Annotated in this window: 14 protein-coding genes; 7 read left to right on the top strand and 7 right to left on the bottom strand. The window is 45.4% G+C overall.

Going from position 1 to position 16924, the window contains the following annotated elements:
* Positions 1-2: 2 nt before the first annotated feature.
* Positions 3-926 carry an ATP-binding cassette domain-containing protein gene (locus tag ACEQZT_RS04535; RefSeq protein ID WP_370087673.1) on the bottom strand — a complete coding sequence of 308 codons (924 nt, stop codon included), beginning with the start codon at positions 924-926 and terminating at the stop codon, positions 3-5.
* Between the two features lie 99 nt (positions 927-1025).
* Between ACEQZT_RS04535 and ACEQZT_RS04530 the strand changes: the two genes are divergently transcribed.
* The 4 genes from ACEQZT_RS04530 (at position 1026) to ACEQZT_RS04515 (ending at position 5144) form a co-directional block, all read left to right on the top strand.
* On the top strand, positions 1026-1526 hold the full coding sequence (locus ACEQZT_RS04530) for a metallophosphoesterase (protein ID WP_370087671.1): 501 nt from the start codon (positions 1026-1028) through the stop codon (positions 1524-1526).
* A gap of 114 nt (positions 1527-1640) precedes the next feature.
* Positions 1641-1979: a PadR family transcriptional regulator gene (locus tag ACEQZT_RS04525; protein WP_370087669.1), complete on the top strand. Its 339-nt coding sequence runs from the start codon at positions 1641-1643 to the stop codon at positions 1977-1979.
* On the top strand, positions 1979-4579 hold the full coding sequence (locus ACEQZT_RS04520) for an ABC transporter permease (protein ID WP_370087667.1): 2601 nt from the start codon (positions 1979-1981) through the stop codon (positions 4577-4579). Before ACEQZT_RS04525 ends, ACEQZT_RS04520 begins: the two co-directional genes overlap by 1 nt.
* Positions 4580-4790: 211 nt before the next feature.
* Positions 4791-5144 carry a SiaC family regulatory phosphoprotein gene (locus ACEQZT_RS04515; RefSeq protein WP_370087666.1) on the top strand — a complete coding sequence of 118 codons (354 nt, stop codon included), beginning with the start codon at positions 4791-4793 and terminating at the stop codon, positions 5142-5144.
* Between the two features lie 159 nt (positions 5145-5303).
* On the opposite strand, the gene ACEQZT_RS04510 is transcribed toward ACEQZT_RS04515, so the two are convergent.
* Both ACEQZT_RS04510 and ACEQZT_RS04505 read right to left on the bottom strand, forming a co-directional pair.
* On the bottom strand, positions 5304-7415 hold the full coding sequence (locus ACEQZT_RS04510; protein WP_370087665.1) for a M1 family metallopeptidase: 2112 nt from the start codon (positions 7413-7415) through the stop codon (positions 5304-5306).
* 106 nt (positions 7416-7521) lie between these two features.
* Positions 7522-8142, bottom strand: coding sequence for a hypothetical protein (locus ACEQZT_RS04505; RefSeq protein WP_370087663.1), 621 nt, complete (start codon positions 8140-8142; stop codon positions 7522-7524).
* Positions 8143-8211: 69 nt separating this feature from the next.
* Here ACEQZT_RS04505 and ACEQZT_RS04500 point away from each other — a divergent pair, with 69 nt between their 5' ends.
* Complete coding sequence (locus tag ACEQZT_RS04500; RefSeq protein WP_370087661.1) at positions 8212-10413, top strand: radical SAM protein; 2202 nt, start codon at positions 8212-8214, stop codon at positions 10411-10413.
* On the opposite strand, the gene ACEQZT_RS04495 is transcribed toward ACEQZT_RS04500, so the two are convergent.
* From ACEQZT_RS04495 to ACEQZT_RS04480, 4 genes are all read right to left on the bottom strand, one after another.
* The gene (locus ACEQZT_RS04495) at positions 10410-11489 is read right to left on the bottom strand and encodes a BamA/TamA family outer membrane protein (RefSeq protein WP_370087659.1); all 1080 of its coding nucleotides are present in this window, start codon (positions 11487-11489) and stop codon (positions 10410-10412) included. The genes ACEQZT_RS04500 and ACEQZT_RS04495 overlap by 4 nt on opposite strands.
* 12 nt (positions 11490-11501) lie before the next feature.
* Complete coding sequence (locus tag ACEQZT_RS04490; protein ID WP_370087657.1) at positions 11502-12122, bottom strand: FISUMP domain-containing protein; 621 nt, start codon at positions 12120-12122, stop codon at positions 11502-11504.
* A gap of 44 nt (positions 12123-12166) precedes the next feature.
* Positions 12167-12739 (bottom strand): RidA family protein, encoded by a 573-nt coding sequence (locus ACEQZT_RS04485; RefSeq protein ID WP_370087655.1) that lies wholly within the window; start codon positions 12737-12739, stop codon positions 12167-12169.
* A gap of 72 nt (positions 12740-12811) precedes the next feature.
* Positions 12812-14443 carry a M28 family metallopeptidase gene (locus tag ACEQZT_RS04480; RefSeq protein ID WP_370087653.1) on the bottom strand — a complete coding sequence of 544 codons (1632 nt, stop codon included), beginning with the start codon at positions 14441-14443 and terminating at the stop codon, positions 12812-12814.
* Positions 14444-14539: 96 nt separating this feature from the next.
* Between ACEQZT_RS04480 and ACEQZT_RS04475 the strand changes: the two genes are divergently transcribed.
* Together ACEQZT_RS04475 and ACEQZT_RS04470 are read left to right on the top strand one after the other, a co-directional pair.
* Positions 14540-16177: a Zn-dependent hydrolase gene (locus ACEQZT_RS04475; protein WP_370087651.1), complete on the top strand. Its 1638-nt coding sequence runs from the start codon at positions 14540-14542 to the stop codon at positions 16175-16177.
* Positions 16177-16857: a nitroreductase family protein gene (locus ACEQZT_RS04470; RefSeq protein ID WP_370087649.1), complete on the top strand. Its 681-nt coding sequence runs from the start codon at positions 16177-16179 to the stop codon at positions 16855-16857. The genes ACEQZT_RS04475 and ACEQZT_RS04470 overlap by 1 nt, the downstream gene beginning before the upstream one ends.
* The last annotated feature ends 67 nt before the right edge of the window (positions 16858-16924 follow it).

The following is a 16924-nucleotide window of genomic DNA, read 5'->3' as shown; positions in this document are numbered from 1 at the left end:
TCTTAGTTGGTTAAATTTCTAAATACATCCTCAAGTCTTGTCTCCATTCCGGTCATCTCGAGTAAATACCATTTTTTACTCACGCAGAGATCAAACACTTCCTTTCTGGAAGAAGCATCCGGCTTACTTTGTACGGTAAACCAATGCTCTTTTCCTTCAATGGCCGACACAGTTTCAACTGTTTTCAGTCCCAGTAACTCTTTTTGAATATCACCTTTTGAGGCTTCAATGTGGACGGTAAGTAACTCTTGCCCCTGTGCCTGCTGTCGCAACGTATCAGCGGTACCATCTGCAACGATCCTTCCTTTGTTAATAATCAGAATACGATCACAAGTGGCCTCTACTTCCGACAGAATATGTGAGCTCAGGATGACCGTCTTTTCCTTTCCGAGTTCTTTGATCAATTTTCTAATCTCGACGATCTGATTAGGATCGAGTCCAGTGGTTGGCTCGTCCAGTATAAGCACTTCCGGGTCATGGATCATGGCCTGGGCCAACCCAACCCTTTGTCGATACCCTTTTGAAAGCTCCTGAATGTTTTTGTGTTTTTCTGCATCCAACCCACACTTCTCAATCATCTCACCTATTCGAGTAGGTATATCTGATTTGTGTACTCCCTGGATTTCTGCACTAAATCGCAGGTAATCCACAATTGGCATGTCCAGGTACAATGGATTGTTTTCGGGCAAATACCCAATCTTTCGTTTGACCGATTCGGGATCTGAAAGAATAGACGCTCCTTCAACAGTAACATCTCCGGCTGTTGGTGCCATGAAACAGGTGATCATTTTCATGGTCGTGCTTTTCCCGGCACCATTGGGACCAAGAAATCCTACGACCTCACCTGTATTGATTTCAAATGAGATGTCATTTACCGCTTTCTGAACGCCGTATTTTTTGGTGAGATTCTCTACTACAATCGCCATATTTGCTAGCTTTCAAAAACGCTGGCAAGTATAAAAACCAGAGAAAAAAAGTTCAATATCGAACACATTAAGCATTGTTAAAATTTGTTAATAACTAGTATGAAAATTGGTCTGCTATCAGACACCCACGGATATCTAGATCCTGCAGTCTTTAAATATTTCGCTGAAGTTGACGAAATCTGGCATGCCGGCGATATTGGCACACATGCGGTATTGGAAGAGCTTCAAAAGTTTAAGCCAACCATAGCAGTCTGGGGAAATATTGACGGTGGAAAGCTTAGGCAAGAATGCAAAGAGGGAGAAATCTTCGAACGTGAAGGTGTCCGGGTTCTAATTACCCATATAGCCGGTAAGCCGCCAAAATATAATTCCAAAGTGCTTGGGTATGTACGGCAGTATAAACCTAAACTGCTTGTTTGTGGACACTCACACATTTTAAAAGTCATGCCTGACAAAACCAATAACCTACTCTTTATGAATCCGGGTGCGGCAGGAAAGCATGGATTTCATAAGGTGAAGACCCTCCTCCGTTTTGATCTGGAGAATGGAGAAATCAAGAATCTGGAAGTGGTGGAGATGGGGCCGAGAGCTAAATCTTAACGTTCAAACCTACCAACATGCAACCTTTCCAATTTTCAATTGTATTTAATTTACAATCATGAAAGAAACTATTTATAGTTATTTTCGTATTTGATTGACAATTATGAAATTAATATGAAAAGGGAATCTTATCAACTGGGAGAATTGGAAGAACTTGTCTTGATGATAGTGGCAATTCTCAACGAGGAAGCTTATGGCGTGCGGGTGATGGATGAAATTGAAAACCAGATCAATCGAAAGGTAAATATTAGTGCCGTTCATACGACACTTGATCGACTGGAGAAGAAAGGCTTTGTTTCCTCCTATATGGGAGGTGCCAGTGCGGAGCGAGGAGGTAGAAGGAAACGACTATTTAAGGTTACAGCAGAAGGTAGCAAAGCCATAGAGTATGTGCATCAATCCCGTAATGCACTGTATCACCAAATTCCAAAAACCAGCCTAAGCTTTAAGTAATGAAGGAAAAATCTCCACCAAAATGGGCCATCAGATTCCTTCGCTTTTTCTGCAGGGAACACTACCTCGAGCAAATTGAGGGAGATCTCTTTGAGCTATTCGAACGGAATCCCTCACGCAGGAAATTCGCGTGGAACACGATCCGATTTTTTCGGTGGAGATATCTAAAAGGACTAGATGATTTCGAACAATTAACCACACTTGCCATGATCAAAAACCATCTCAAAGTAGCAATCAGGACTTTATTAAGACAAAAATCATACTCATCCATCAATATAATTGGATTAGCCATCGGCTTGGCTTCCTGCCTGCTGATTACAATCTATGTGACGCATGAACGAAGCTATGATAAGTTTTATCCTAACTCCGAGCGAATCTTCAGGGTACTGAATGGAGAGACCGGCCCATGGACACCTCCACTTCTGGCCGAAACCATGCAAGCAGATGTGAGCGAAATAGAAGTAGCCACTAGAATCATGGGGCTGTGGGAGTCCCTTTTTCAAATCGGTGATAGGAGTTTCATTCAGGATGGAGCAGCATATGGGGATCAAAACACCTTCAAAGTTTTCGAATGTGAATTTTTGTACGGTGATCCTGAAAAAGCCCTATCGGAACCAAAATCTATTGTGCTAACCGAATCAATGGCAAAGAAGTGTTTCCCAAATGAATCGGCATTTGGAAAGACGCTCATGGTAGACGAAGAAGCCCTAAAAGTAACTGGTGTTATCAAGGATAGACCAAACAATACACATTTTCCATTCAAATACATGATTGCAAGTCTGGAAGCAGGCCACTCATACTGGACAGGAAATAGCGTATGGACCTATGCAAAGACGTATCAAAATCCGGATATCATATTGATAGAGAATAAATTGAAAGACCTCTACAAAAAATATGCAGGACCTGAGTCATTATCATGGAGTGGTCACAGCTCTTTTGAGGAATTGGAAGCCGAGTTTCCTGACCGCCATTTTGGATATACCCTCTTCCCAATAGAAGATATTCACCTGCACAGGTCTCGACTATCAATGGCTCCAGGCGGGGACTACAAGAATGTGATCATTTTCTCCCTCATTGCCCTATTCATTTTGCTGATTGCCTGTGTAAACTACATCAATATGGCCACTGCCCGCTCCGCACTGAGATCCAAAGAAGTGGGCATTAGAAAAGCCCTGGGATCATATCGAAAGCATATCGTCTCTCAGTTTCTCATTGAATCTATTCTAATCACACTCATTGCGATAATCATTGCGATTGTGATCGCATCTTCATCGATCCAGTATTTTAACCAACTGACGGGCAGGGAATTCTTAATAGAGGACTTATTTACCCGACAAAATCTGGTTTACATCGGATTGCTTCTTATCGTAGCTGGATTACTTGCGGGTTCATATCCTGCCTACATCATGTCAGGCTTTTCTCCTTTGAAAGCACTTCGAGGACAAAAACAGCAGGCAGGCAAACGAGGGCTAAGGAGTGGACTGGTGGCTTTTCAGTTTGCTATCTCCGTCTTTCTAATTGCTGCCACGCTGGTTATCTACAAGCAGGTTCATCACATGAGATCGCATGAGCTCGGTGTAAACATTGACCAAACGCTGGTCATAAACGGTGGCAGGGTGCTCGGCGATAAATACGAAGTTTTCAAAACGCAGCTTGAGAAAATACCTGGAATTGAAAAAGTAGGGAAAGCCAGCAATGTGCCGTTTCATGGCTTTGGAGACTGGTCTTACAATATTCCATCCGAAGAAAAAAGATCGGTAGGTCCCTACAATGGTTTCACATCAGCTGAGGTCTTCGATATTTTGGACCTGGAAATGATAAAGGGTAGGTTTTTTATGGAAAATATGCCATCCGATACAAACTCGGTTGTGATCAATGAGTCCCTTGCTGCAGAACTGGGATGGGATAACCCTATCGGGAAAAAGATTGCGAGGCAGGACAAGCTTGAGTTTACAATTGTTGGGGTAATGAAAAACTTCAATTTCACCTCATTAAAGCATGACATTGGCCCTATGGTCTTTAGATATGGTGGTATAGCATCACAGGAAATTGGTGAGCACCACCAAGCTTATGTTCTGGCCAAGATTTCTGCCGAAGACCTGGTTAGAACCTTGAATCAGGTGGAAAAACTCTGGAATGAACATGCTAGAAATTACCCTTTGGATTCATTCTTTCTTGATGATTCGTTCGAGCGACATTTTGCTGCCGAGCAAAAATTTGGAGGAGTATTCACAACTTTTGCCCTGTTGGCAATTTTCATAGCCCTGCTTGGTCTTTTTGCTCTCACCACTTTTGTATTGCAGAAACGATTCAAGGAGATTGCAGTTAGAAAAGTACTGGGAGCTACTATTCCTTCCTTGCTAAGGATGATGCTCAAGGACTTTTCCATCCTTGTGCTCATTGGTGGAGCAATAGGCATCTCAGCAGCATTTTACTGGCTGAGTAGCTGGCTGGAGGGTTACAGCTATCGAATTGATCTGGAATGGTATCTATTGGCACTTCCAATTATTCTCATTCTTTTACTTACCTGGGCAGTTGTCAGTGCCAAATCTTATCGTGCGGCAGTGGCTAATCCTGCGAATGCATTGAAGGAGGAGTAAGATTAACTAAGAGACAGTGAGAGAGGCTAATGATGATAGTTAGCCTTTCCTTTTTGTTCCAAAAACTCCGCTCATATAATTTTAATTCCGCTGAGGTAAGTCAATGGCTATCTTTGATTGCTTAATCTAATTCTTGTATCCCAACTTTCGAAAAGCAACTAAGTCTGATAAATTTGAGTAGAAAAAGGAATACACACCAAACCACCGTGCCATGTCAGAACATGAGGACATCATACCTAGTGTAAGATTCAATCCCAATACAGGCCTTTTGAAAATTGAAGGTCGATCCAGTATGCGGGATGTACAAGACTTTTATCTTCCAATTATCGAGCAAGTGAAAAACACAACCGTTCCCACCTTCATTGTGGAGCTAAAGCTGGAACACTTCGATACGGGAACGATGAAATGCCTGTACCAGCTAATGCTGGAGCTGAAAGAAAAGCAGAAGATGGGCGCTATGATCATGGTCAGGTGGTTTAGCGACGAAGGCGATGAAGACCACAAGGAGCTTGGAGAAGATCTTTCCAGCCGATCAGAAGTAAAATTTCAATTCGTTAGCAAGTAAAAAAAGCTGCCTCAAAAGGTCTGTCATCCTGAATTCATGAAGGATCTCTTACTTTATAAGTGTGTAGTTATACACTAAAAAAGAGATTCTTCCTTCGTCAGAATGACACTCAAATGAAAATAAGACCTTTTAAGACAGCTTCTTGATTTAATAAAAGGGTTACTCCTTCGTGCCCTGAACGGTCACGCCAAACTGCTTCAATTCCATCGTCATGGCCGTTTTGTCTCCTGAGTTGTCAAACTCAATTACGATTTGTCCGTCCAGCGAAACCCACTTGTCTTCCTTTGGCATCACCACCACATTCATACCAGCGGCAGGCACCAATACCTTCACAAGTCCACCATCATCCTCCATCATCGCCTGGATGTTGAAGTTCGCAATGTTGTACGTACCATACAAGTAGTCCGGCACCTCTACACCTGCCATGCGATCCTTTAGCGGAGGATAAAAATTGTCTGTATCGTCCAGATCAGGAAGGCTTGCATTCACAGAAATCGTCTCAATCTTTTTGTACTCAGGAATGCTCAGCACTACTTCACTTTTGCCTGCCATTGCTTTTCCAGACATGGAGGTTTCATAGTCAGTACCATCGTTGTACTTCACCTCTACTTTTATCGGAACAGGCCGGTTGCCCGCATTGATCACGGTCAGCTTATCCTTCTTGATGCCGCCGATCTTCACATCCGGTGCACCAAACTCAAAGAACCATGGCTTCCATAGCCAGCTCAGATCCTGCCCGCTTACGTTCTCAAACGTGTAGAAGAAATCATACGGAATCGGTGACTTCTTTGCCCAGCGATTGATATATTCTTTGTACGCCTTAAAAAACATCTCATCACCCAGGTGGAAATGCAGCATCGAGTAAATGAATGCCGGAAGCGGATAAGCAGAGTAGCCATAGTTGGTGCCATCCATAAACTGGGAAGAAGCAAACAGCGGCAAGTCCTCATACTGCCCCTGCATTCCTCCTACACTTCCTTTGTAGTTAGTAAACAGGTCCGAATTGTCATTCTGAAAATACCGGCTGGTCACCAAAGAGGTGATGTAGTCAGCCCAGCCTTCATCCATCCAGGCAAATCTTCGCTCGTTCACACGCACATACATCGGGAAGTACATGTGGAACATTTCGTGCACCGTCACACCAAGCCCCGGACCACCATTGTAGGCCATCATCGGAAACTCCATGCCTCCGCCACCAAGCCCGATGAACGTGGTAAATCGTGGGTATGGATAAGCTACACCCGGTATATCCTCCGAGAAGTGCTTCATCGTTTTTTGCTGATTGGGTGTCATCGCGGCAAAGCCCTGAGGATTGCCTGTAGGGTATACCGAGCTGATCAGAATGTCTTTGCCCTCCACTTTCTGCGAAGCAGCATTCCAATCGTAATGGTCACTCATTGCGAACGCAAAATCAGGCACCTCATCTGCATTAAACTTCCACGTGCCGGACTTGTGCTCAAACCCATCCTTCAGGTCATCCCCATTGATGATGTCCATCGGTTCGGTAGCAGTGAGAGCCTTCTTGTATCGCTCCAGGATATCTGCATTGAATACCTCTTCAGGATTCTGGAGTACGCCTGTCGCCCACATGGTAAAGGATTTCGGCACGGTAAACTCCACATCGAAGTTGGCGAGGTTGTTATAAAACTCCGTGCGGAACGAATAGTCCTGCGTATCCCAGCCGAACACATCGTCGTACACCGCCACCTGCGGATACCAGTACGCCACAAAGAACGACGTGCTGTCCGCAACACCCGTCCTGCGGTTAGTATAAGGTATAAACTGCTCCCAATTGATGGCCAGGTCTATGCTCTCGCCGCTTTTGAGCGACTCACTCAGACGGATGAACAGGTTGGTTCCGTTTCTGGTCACCGATCTGCTCTCCAGGTCTACCGAATCACCACGCACCTGCACCATATTCAGCGTCACGCCATCATCCACATCGCGCTCATCCACACGGGAGGCACGCGGGTTGCCCTTGCGATACACATCATTATACAGCCGCACCACGATGGTGCTTAGATCATCCGGACTGTTGTTGGTATAGGTGATGGCCGACTCCCCGGAGATGCCACGCGTTTCCGGATTGATGGTAGCCTTGATGGTGTAGTCTACCGTATTGTGCCAATAGTTTGGTCCCGGCTTTCCGTCATACGAGCGGGTGCCATTTTCGTATGCCTGCTGCATCTCCTTAGGCATGAAGAATCGCTTCTCCTGCGCCACCAGCGACACACAAAGCATGAGTGTGATTAGTGTTGCTATTTTTCTCATAGTATAGTTTGTTTGAATAAGATGATCCGTAAAGAAAACGAATTGTTGCAGCACAGCCACAACCGCTGATGGAAATTGACGGATGAGGTGTAAGGGATATAATTTATTAGGAAGCTAAAAGATCCAGAGCACTACCAATAACTACCAATAGGAAGGCAACTAATTTAACAATTGTATTTAGTCTTCTTCTGTCCATAACCCAAATTAAAGGGCTTATGAAAACCACATTTATAACAGATGCAATGATATAAAACGAAAAAAGAGACAAGGCGATAACGACTGGTATAAGATACCCAGATAAAGCAAAAATCAAAGAGGAAATATTAAAAGCCCAAAACCAATGAATTGATTGATTTAATCTAATAAATGAAAAAAAAGAAATAGCAACCGCAAATAGAACAAGGATAAGAACATAAGAATTGTCAATTTCAATTTCATTCTCACCTTTTCCCTGACGAATCCTTTGAAACCATCTTTTAGTATTACTTATTGTGTAAAATGCAATCTTTCTAATGTTCCCGAAATTGATAGTTTCCTTTAAATTGATACTGAACTCAGAAAACCTCTGAATTCCAACTATTTCCACTAAAACCACAAATGCTCCCAGAATCTGAATCATTTTACCAAAGCGACCTAGCCAGAGAATTGATACACCATGTAGTTTATAAGTGGATAAATCTACACCTTGAATCCACATTTCTAAAGCTTCAAAAATATCAATCTCCATCGTTAACTATAATTTTCAAATATAAAAACATATAGTTCTAACAATGAAGAATAGTTCTCTACAACATTAATGACACAGCCTGCCTCCTTACCTTTGCCAAAAAAGTATTTGGCAGAGCTCCTTCTTATCACGCCCCCGTTTACCCAGCTAAACACACCCTACCCTGCCACGGCATACCTGAAAGGTTTTTTCAATACGCAGCAGGTATCGGTAGATCAGCAGGATCTGGGTATCGAGGTGATCCTGGAGCTGTTTTCACGCCAAGGGTTGGAGCAGCTTTTCACCAAGGCAGAAGCTTTTCCAGCGCCCTCAGAAAATGCCCGGCGAATCCTCACCCTGAAGGAAAGCTACCTCAGCACCATCGATCCGGTCATTGGTTTTTTGCAAGGTAAAAACCTGGCACTTGCACGTCAGATCTGTGCAGACCCTTACCTGCCGCAAGCTTCACGGTTTGAGCAGCTGGAAGAAATGGACTGGGCGTTTGGCAGCATGGGCATGCAGGATAAAGCCAAGCACCTGGCCACCCTGTACCTCGAAGACCTCTCCGACATGATCGTGGAGTGTGTAGATTCGCATTTTGGATTTAGCAGATATGCGGAGCGGCTGGGCCGGAGCGCCAATTCGTTTGACGAGCTGCAAGCCGAGCTACAGCAACCATCCACCTTTATTGATGAGATCACCGTTCGGCTTTTAGAAAATCGCATCCAGCAAACACAACCTAAAGCGGTTGGATTCTCTGTGCCATTTCCCGGCAATCTGTACAGCGCCTTTCGCTGTGCACAGTACCTGAAAGCCCATCATTCGCACATCCACATCACCATGGGTGGTGGCTTCCCCAACACCGAGCTACGCAACCTGAAAGAGCCAAGGGTGTTTGACTATTTCGATTACATCACGCTGGATGACGGAGAGCGACCCATGCAGCTCTTGCTGGATCACATTCAGAATCTAAAAGCTGAATCTTACCTTAAGCGGACCTTTTGCATTCAAGGTGGCGAGGTGACGTATGTAAACAATGCCACCGAACCGGATTTCAAGCAGAGTGAGATTGGCACGCCAGACTATGCAGGTCTGCTGCTGGAAGATTACATCTCGGTCATCGAGGTAGCCAACCCCATGCACAGCCTATGGAGCGACGGACGGTGGAACAAACTCACCATGGCACATGGGTGCTACTGGGGCAAGTGTACGTTCTGCGATATCTCGCTGGATTACATTAAAATATATGAACCCATTGCGGCCCGGACGCTGGTGGACAGGATGGAGCAGCTCATCGAGCAGACGGGATTTTCCGGATTCCACTTTGTGGATGAGGCGGCACCTCCCGCCCTGATGAAGGAGCTGGCGATTGAAATCCTGAAGCGGAAACTCTCCGTGACCTGGTGGACGAATATCCGATTTGAGAAAAGCTTCACCCTGGATCTTTGCCTTCTACTGAAAGCGAGTGGCTGCATTGCCGTTTCGGGCGGACTCGAGGTAGCATCAGATCGCCTCCTTCAGCTCATCGATAAAGGGGTGACGGTGGAGCAGGTGGCACGTGTGACTGATCATTTCACCCAGGCCGGTATCATGGTGCACTCGTACCTGATGTATGGCTACCCTACCCAGACCGTTCAGGAAACGATCGACAGCCTGGAGATGGTGAAGCAGATGTTTGAGCTGGGCATCATTCAGTCAGGATTTTGGCACCAGTTTGCCATGACGGCACACAGCCCGGTAGGGTTAAATCCGGAGGCCTTCGGCGTGATCCCAAAACAAAACGAAATCCTGTTTGCGAACAATGACATTGCCTTTGAGGACAAGACCGGAATCGATCACAGCATCTTCAGCTTTGGACTGAAGAAGTCCCTGTACAACTACATGCATGGAGTGGGTTTTGATTGGCCTGTGCACGAGTGGTTTGAGGAGCAGATGCCGAAGACGACAATCCCTCCCACCTTTATTGAAGATGCCCTGAACCAACCGGAAGGGTACATCATTAAGCCAACCGCCCGAATCATTTGGCTGGGTGGAAAACCCATTATTCAGTCTTCTAAAAAAGGAAAAATGAAAGTGCAATTCCACTCTAATACTGAGTCGTTTCAGGTTTCCATGCCTGCAGATGAAGGTCAGTGGCTGCTGGATAAACTGGAAACCTTGCGAGTTGATCAATCGTCAACCTCATTCAAATCTTTGAAGGAATCATTTGAAAAGCAGTTTGGGGATTTTGAGCCGTTTTGGTACAGCAAGCCTGTGAATGTACTGAGAGCAAATGGGCTGATTGCAGTTTAGAATGCCTCGCTAATCCCGATGTAAATGCCGGTCTGTCCGCCTCTCCCCACACCGATATCCAACCGCGCGTTGAGCTTCCGGTCCGGCATAATGGCGAGTCTTCCACCTATCCCGGCTATATACTTAAACTCGGACAAGCTGAAGTCGTCCAGGTCATAGGCTACATCTCCTACACCGGCAAACACGGTCATCCCAAATCGCCAGAACAAAGGCCTGCGGTACTCCACCTGCGTGTACATCATCTGTCGGTCACGGTATAGGCTTGCATTGGCAATGCCTCGCAATCGCTCATCCCCACCGAGCTGTGGGAGCTTGTAAAAAGGAGCATCCGTGCCCATGGTAAACTGCGATCTGAACTGAAAGGCGAGGATGTTGTCCTCATTCACAATCTTCATGTATTTTCTGAAATCGGCGATGTAGGTAGTATAGTTAAAATCGCCCACCAGATTGAACACCAGTCTGCTGGCGATAAAATAACCGGACGTTGGGTAGATAGTGTAGTCCCGGGTGTCATAACGGAAAGCCGGACCAAAACCGAAAAGGTTGCCACCATCGGCACCATTTGGATTCTGTGTTTCCAGCAGCCCTTCTGGAATGACTTTTCTGATGCTGGTAAAGTGCGCATCAAACGCTCCACCCACGAAAATCTTTTCATTGAGTGGATGCAAAAACTGCCCCTCAAGCTGGACAAATCGGTTGGTATATTGCTCGGACACATCGGGATCATTGTCATTCCCAATGCCATAGTAAGAATCCGGAAAGTTGTAATACCGAATGGCAGTATTCAGGTTTTGCCCCTCATGGAAATAGTAGTCCAGGTTGACAACCGCTATCGATTGCTTCTTGAGTGTGTAGACAAAGTAAGGTGTAATGGTGGACTGTCGCTGAAAAGTGGATTGAGAGTTGTCTGCATTTTTCAGCACCCAAATCCCGACAGCTCCAAGCTGTAAATCCGTCTCAGGCGCATAGCTAATTGCTGGGAAAATGGCGAATGAGCCTTTGTCGGCAACAGTATCCTGCTCCTGAGCCAGAGAAATGAAAGGCACCAAAAAGAGAACATTTAATAGTCTACGCACTCACCAACTCGATCAATTGTGAAACTTCACGCATCTGCAGCTCAGGTAATGGCTATCTCCCACCTTGGAGTGATAGATGTTTTCATCTCCTTTTTTCAGTGTAATGATCCCGGCAGAGTTGCTGTCTTTCAGCTCATTATCCCACCAGTTTCCGTGAACACCGATACCCTGAAAAGTGCCATCCGGATTGCCAAATCCACCAAAGAGCATATCCATATCACTGGACTTGCCTTCAATCAGGTACTGACCAGAGTGATGCCAACCTCCAAAGAAATGAAACAGGTGCTTCCACTCATGAATGGTAGGGACATGCCACCCTTCAGGACATGCTAAATTGGCCTGCTCATAATTATAAAGCCTGCCATAAGTTTTAGCGTACTCGCTCGTATTGTTATAGGCCTTTGAGCCTGGCACATTGAAAGTGATGTTCTCTGCAAACCATGTTCGTGTGATCATCGCACCATGATGTTCCCTCATGAAAGTGATGGTCTTGTACACTTTTCCATCCCTGGGATCGGTATATGACCCCATCTTGTGAGAGAAGTGTTTGTTTTTTTCTTCCCTACTTTGAGCAGAAACCAGGGTCACACATGCGAGTAAGAAACAAATAGCAACAGCAAATTTAGCTTTCATAACAGTTAGGCGATTAGGATTTGAAATTAAACAATTCTGAAAATCTAATCCTGTACCTCCACGATCATCTCAATCTCCACCGCAATATTTCGAGGCAGTGATCCCATCCCAACAGCCGCTCGCGCATGCTTGCCCCGCTCGCCAAACACCTCGACCATGGTATCTGAGAAGCCATTGATCACCTCTGGCTGATCACCAAAATCAGATGTACAATTGACCATCCCAAATACTTTCACAATTCTCACAACTTTATTCAGGTCGCCGATTTCTGCTTTCAAAGCGGACAGCTGAGCAACAGCCACCAGCTTTGCAGCTTCATAGCCCTCTTCCACAGTCAGGTCTTCTCCTACTTTTCCGGTCACATAGCCACCCTCAGGCAGGTTAGGGCCTTTCCCGGCCATAAAAACCAGGTTACCTGTCCGCACAGCATTGACATAGTTGGCGACTGGTGCTCCCGGCTCAGAAAGCGTAATGCCCATGGAAGCTATTTTCTCCTCCACATCATAGCTGTAAAGCGCTTCTTGCTCTTTCGACTGATCTTCATGGGTATGATCATGTTCCGGCTGACAGCCAAAGAAAAGTGTGGAAAGCGTTAGGGTTAAGATTAGGTTTTTCATTGTGTTTTGATTTGTGTGTCATCTTGAGCCTGTCGAAAGATCAACACACTTCGACAGGCTCAGTGTGACAACTTACTTCTTACTACTCTCTCTTATTGCCTTGAACTCTGACCCTTCTTTCCACTGAGGCCAATCGGCAGAGTTTGCGATTTTCAATCCAACTTCCATCAATAGTTCACCGTCCAGCGCCATCCCATCAAAGGTCCATGACTCATCATACTCATCCTGAGGACGGTGATACTTGGAAGAAAGGTAAATCTGATTGAGGCTATCCACATAGTCTACCCCCCTGGTCATGTGCTCATATCCTCCTGAAGCATAAAGTGCCGGAATCCCCACTTTTGCAAATTGGAAATGATCTGATCGGAAGAAATAACCTTTTCCCGGATCAGGATCAGGAATGATGTAGCGCCCCTGTTTCTTAGCAACCTCCTCAGCGATATCTTCCAATTCACTCTGTCCGTATCCAACCACGGTCAGGTCTTTCATGGGACCCCAGGCCGTGATGCCATCCATGTTGATATTAGCAACCGTTTGAGCTGGTGAGTAAATAGGGTTTTGAGCGTAATGCTTTGAACCGAGCAGTCCTTGTTCCTCTGCCGTCACAGCGAGAAAAACAACTGATCGCTTTGGTTTCGTTTCCATCTTAGCCATGGCTTCCGCAATGCCTAGCATCGTGGAGGTTCCGGAAGCATTGTCGTGAGCCCCATTATAGATGCTATCTCCGTCAATCTCCTGGCCTATTCCTAAATGATCCCAGTGAGCAGAGTAAATGATGTACTCATCCGGTCGCTCAGTGCCGGTGATCTTTGCGATCACATTCTGAGATTGATCCTTTTTGATTTTGTTCTTTACCGACACAGAAGCATTCAATCCCAGGCTAAAAGGTTTGAAGTCCTTACTTCTGGACATCTCACTGTAGTTTTTCATATCCTGATTGGAAGCCTCAAAGATTTTGATGGCTGCATCACGCGTAATCCATCCCAGCACATCCGGCTGATAGCTATCCCCAGATTGATCGAGATAGAGGCTGGCTCCAGACCATGAATTTCGAACTACTAACCATGGATATCCGGCCGGCACAGTCTCATGAATGATCAGACAGCCAGCAGCTCCTTGTCGTGCAGCCTCCTCATACTTGTATGTCCAGCGACCATAGTAGGTCATGGTCTCTCCTTTGAAAAAAGTGGAATCACCGGAAGCAAATCCCGGATCATTAACGAGTACAACAACAGTTTTTCCTTTCACATCAAGCCCTTCATAGTCATTCCAGCCGTACTCGGGTGCTACTACCCCATATCCGGCAAATACCAGCTCAGAAGCATCCAATGAGGTCTCTTCCACTACACGCTCAGTATAGGCCACAAAATCATTCAGCACATTAAGCACCACATCTTCACTCCCTCCCGTAATGGTCATCGTCTCGGAAGGCATAGCCGTCAGTTCTACCATTGGCACCTCCTGAACGTAAGAGTCTCCGTTTCCAGGCTCCAGCCCATATGCTTTGAACTGATCAGTCAGATAATTCACTGTTTTGATCTCCCCTTCGGTAAAAGGTTTTCTACCCTGAAAATCATCTGAGGAAAGAACCTCGATATGGGTTTTAAGCGATGCTTCTGAAATAGCTGGCGATGCTTCTTCGCCGGAGTTGGTACAAGAAAATACAAGCATTCCCGGTACCAGTAAGGTTAAAATTTTCTTCATAGTAAGGTTAATTTCTAAGTCGCCAATTTAATTGAATTTAAGAACACGATAATCTTCTTAACTTCGGAGTTACTAACCAGACTTATTTTTAGAAAAATGAAAAAAATATTAAGCATTGGTCTCATTGGCCTACTCCTTAGTCAGTGTACCGCACCAGAGAGCAAAGATGAACCTGAGACTCAGCTCACTCCCATGCAGGAGAAAGTAGCAATCTATAAAAATGTAAAGCTGACAACCAATATTGAGCAGCTGAGTGAAAAGGAGAAACAAATGATCCCTCTGATGATTAGAGCTGCCAAGATCATGGATGAATTATTTTGGTATGAAGCGTATGGGAAGAAGGATTCACTTTTATCCGCCATGACCGATCCGGCGACCAGAAAGTATGTTCAAATTAACTATGGTCCATGGGACAGGCTGGCCAACAATGAACCATTTCTGGATGGTGTAGGTGCCAAGCCTGAAGGTGCCAACTTCTATCCTGTGGATATGACTAAAGAAGAGTTTGAAGCAGCAGATCTGGAAGGGAAAACCAGTCTTTATACATTCATTCGAAGAGATGAGGATGGAAACCTGATCACTGTTCCATACAATGAGATGTTTGCGGAGCAAGTTCAACGTGCATCAGAGCTCCTTCGTCAATGTGCTGAACTGGCAGAGGATGAGGGATTAAAAAACTACCTAACACTCCGAGCAGATGCCCTGCTAACCGATGACTACCAGCCAAGTGATATGGCTTGGATGGATATGAAAACGAATGGCCTTGATTTCGTGGTGGGCCCGATAGAAAACTATGAAGATCAACTCTACAACTACAAAGCAGCACATGAAGCGTACGTTTTGGTGAAAGACAAAAGCTGGAGCGAGCGCTTAGCCAAGTATGCCGACTTCCTCCCAGAGCTACAGGCGGGATTACCAGTAGCTGATGAATACAAGGCTGAAACACCGGGAACCGATGCAGACCTGAATGCCTATGACGTGGTTTACTACGCGGGAGACTGCAACGCTGGCTCGAAAACCATTGCCATCAACTTGCCTAACGATGAAAAAGTGCAATTGGCCAAAGGCTCAAGAAGGTTACAACTCAAGAACGCGATGCAGGCCAAATTCGATCACATCCTTGTTCCGATCGCAGATGTTCTAATTCACCCGGATCAGCGAAAGCACATCACTTTCGATGCATTCTTCGGAAATACCATGTTTCATGAGGTGGCTCACGGCTTGGGTATCAAAAACACGATCAATGGAAATGGTACTGTTAGAAATGCTTTGAAGGAACACTCTTCAGCTTTGGAAGAAGGAAAAGCAGACATTCTTGGGCTTTACATGATCACCCAACTCCATGAGAAAGGCGAGATTGAAGGTGACCTCAATGATTACTATGTCACGTTTATGGCTGGAATTTTTAGATCCGTGAGATTCGGTGCGGCTAGCTCGCATGGCAAAGCCAACATGATCCGATTCAATTTCTTTAACGAGTACGGCGCTTTTGCTAAGGATGAGGAGACCGGCACTTACATGGTTGATTTTGATAAAATGAGAGAGGCAATGGATGCACTTTCAGAAAAAATATTGACACTACAGGGTAATGGTGACTATGATGGCGTAGCACAGCTGGTCGCTGAAAAAGGGAAAATCGGAGAAGTGCTTCAAGCAGAGCTGGACAGGCTGGCAGAGCAGAACATCCCGGTAGATATTGTATTTGAACAAGGAGTAGAAGTTTTAGGATTGTAATGAGTAAAAAAGAAATTAATGGATACCCGCATGTTTCCTATGAGCGGGATACCTATGACTTGAAGGAAGCTGAGGAGCGAGCCAAGGCGTTTCACGAATGGCTTGATACTCGAAGGACTGTTCGGGATATCTCAGATAAGCCGGTTAGTAAAAAACTGATTGAAAGTCTCATTATGGCTGGCTCCACTGCGCCATCCGGTGCACATAAGCAGCCCTGGACATTTTGTGCCATCTCAAATAAGGAGATCAAGAAGGCTATTCGTGAAGCAGCTGAGAAAGAAGAGTACGACAGCTACCACGGACGTATGAGCGAGCGGTGGATTAAGGATCTGGCTCCTATCGGCACGGACTGGAACAAGCCTTTTCTGGAGGAAGCACCCTGGATAGTGGTAATCTTTAAGCGGGTGTTTGAAATGGTGGATGGTGAGAAGAGCAACAATTATTACGTGAATGAATCCGTAGGTATCGCATGCGGGATGATCATTTCAGCTATTCACAAAGCAGGCCTGGTCACTTTGACACACACGCCTTCCCCAATGAATTTCCTCACGAAGATTCTCAACCGACCGGATAATGAGCGTCCCTACCTCCTCTTACCCATCGGCTATCCGAAAGATGAGGTGTACGTACCCGATTTGGATAGGAAGCCATTAGAAGAAGTAGCGGTGTTTTATGAATGAATGGCAGGATTGTGAAGCAAGTTGGCAGAATAATTAAATACTGATCTCCTACCTTCACTTTCGAAAT

Origin of the sequence: Ekhidna sp., from assembly GCF_964218185.1 — a bacterium.
In the GTDB taxonomy this organism is placed as follows: Bacteria; Bacteroidota; Bacteroidia; order Cytophagales; family Cyclobacteriaceae; genus Ekhidna.
This window is presented reverse-complemented; position numbering and strand designations above follow the sequence as displayed.

Coding starts and splice junctions, on each gene's coding strand:
- ACEQZT_RS04535 (WP_370087673.1), bottom strand. CDS start 926: ATGGCGATTGTAGTAGAGAATCTCACCAAAAAATACGGCGTTCAGAAA.
- ACEQZT_RS04530 (WP_370087671.1), top strand. CDS start 1,026: ATGAAAATTGGTCTGCTATCAGACACCCACGGATATCTAGATCCTGCA.
- ACEQZT_RS04525 (WP_370087669.1), top strand. CDS start 1,641: ATGAAAAGGGAATCTTATCAACTGGGAGAATTGGAAGAACTTGTCTTG.
- ACEQZT_RS04520 (WP_370087667.1), top strand. CDS start 1,979: ATGAAGGAAAAATCTCCACCAAAATGGGCCATCAGATTCCTTCGCTTT.
- ACEQZT_RS04515 (WP_370087666.1), top strand. CDS start 4,791: ATGTCAGAACATGAGGACATCATACCTAGTGTAAGATTCAATCCCAAT.
- ACEQZT_RS04510 (WP_370087665.1), bottom strand. CDS start 7,415: ATGAGAAAAATAGCAACACTAATCACACTCATGCTTTGTGTGTCGCTG.
- ACEQZT_RS04505 (WP_370087663.1), bottom strand. CDS start 8,142: ATGGAGATTGATATTTTTGAAGCTTTAGAAATGTGGATTCAAGGTGTA.
- ACEQZT_RS04500 (WP_370087661.1), top strand. CDS start 8,212: ATGACACAGCCTGCCTCCTTACCTTTGCCAAAAAAGTATTTGGCAGAG.
- ACEQZT_RS04490 (WP_370087657.1), bottom strand. CDS start 12,122: ATGAAAGCTAAATTTGCTGTTGCTATTTGTTTCTTACTCGCATGTGTG.
- ACEQZT_RS04485 (WP_370087655.1), bottom strand. CDS start 12,739: ATGAAAAACCTAATCTTAACCCTAACGCTTTCCACACTTTTCTTTGGC.
- ACEQZT_RS04480 (WP_370087653.1), bottom strand. CDS start 14,443: ATGAAGAAAATTTTAACCTTACTGGTACCGGGAATGCTTGTATTTTCT.
- ACEQZT_RS04475 (WP_370087651.1), top strand. CDS start 14,540: ATGAAAAAAATATTAAGCATTGGTCTCATTGGCCTACTCCTTAGTCAG.
- ACEQZT_RS04470 (WP_370087649.1), top strand. CDS start 16,177: ATGAGTAAAAAAGAAATTAATGGATACCCGCATGTTTCCTATGAGCGG.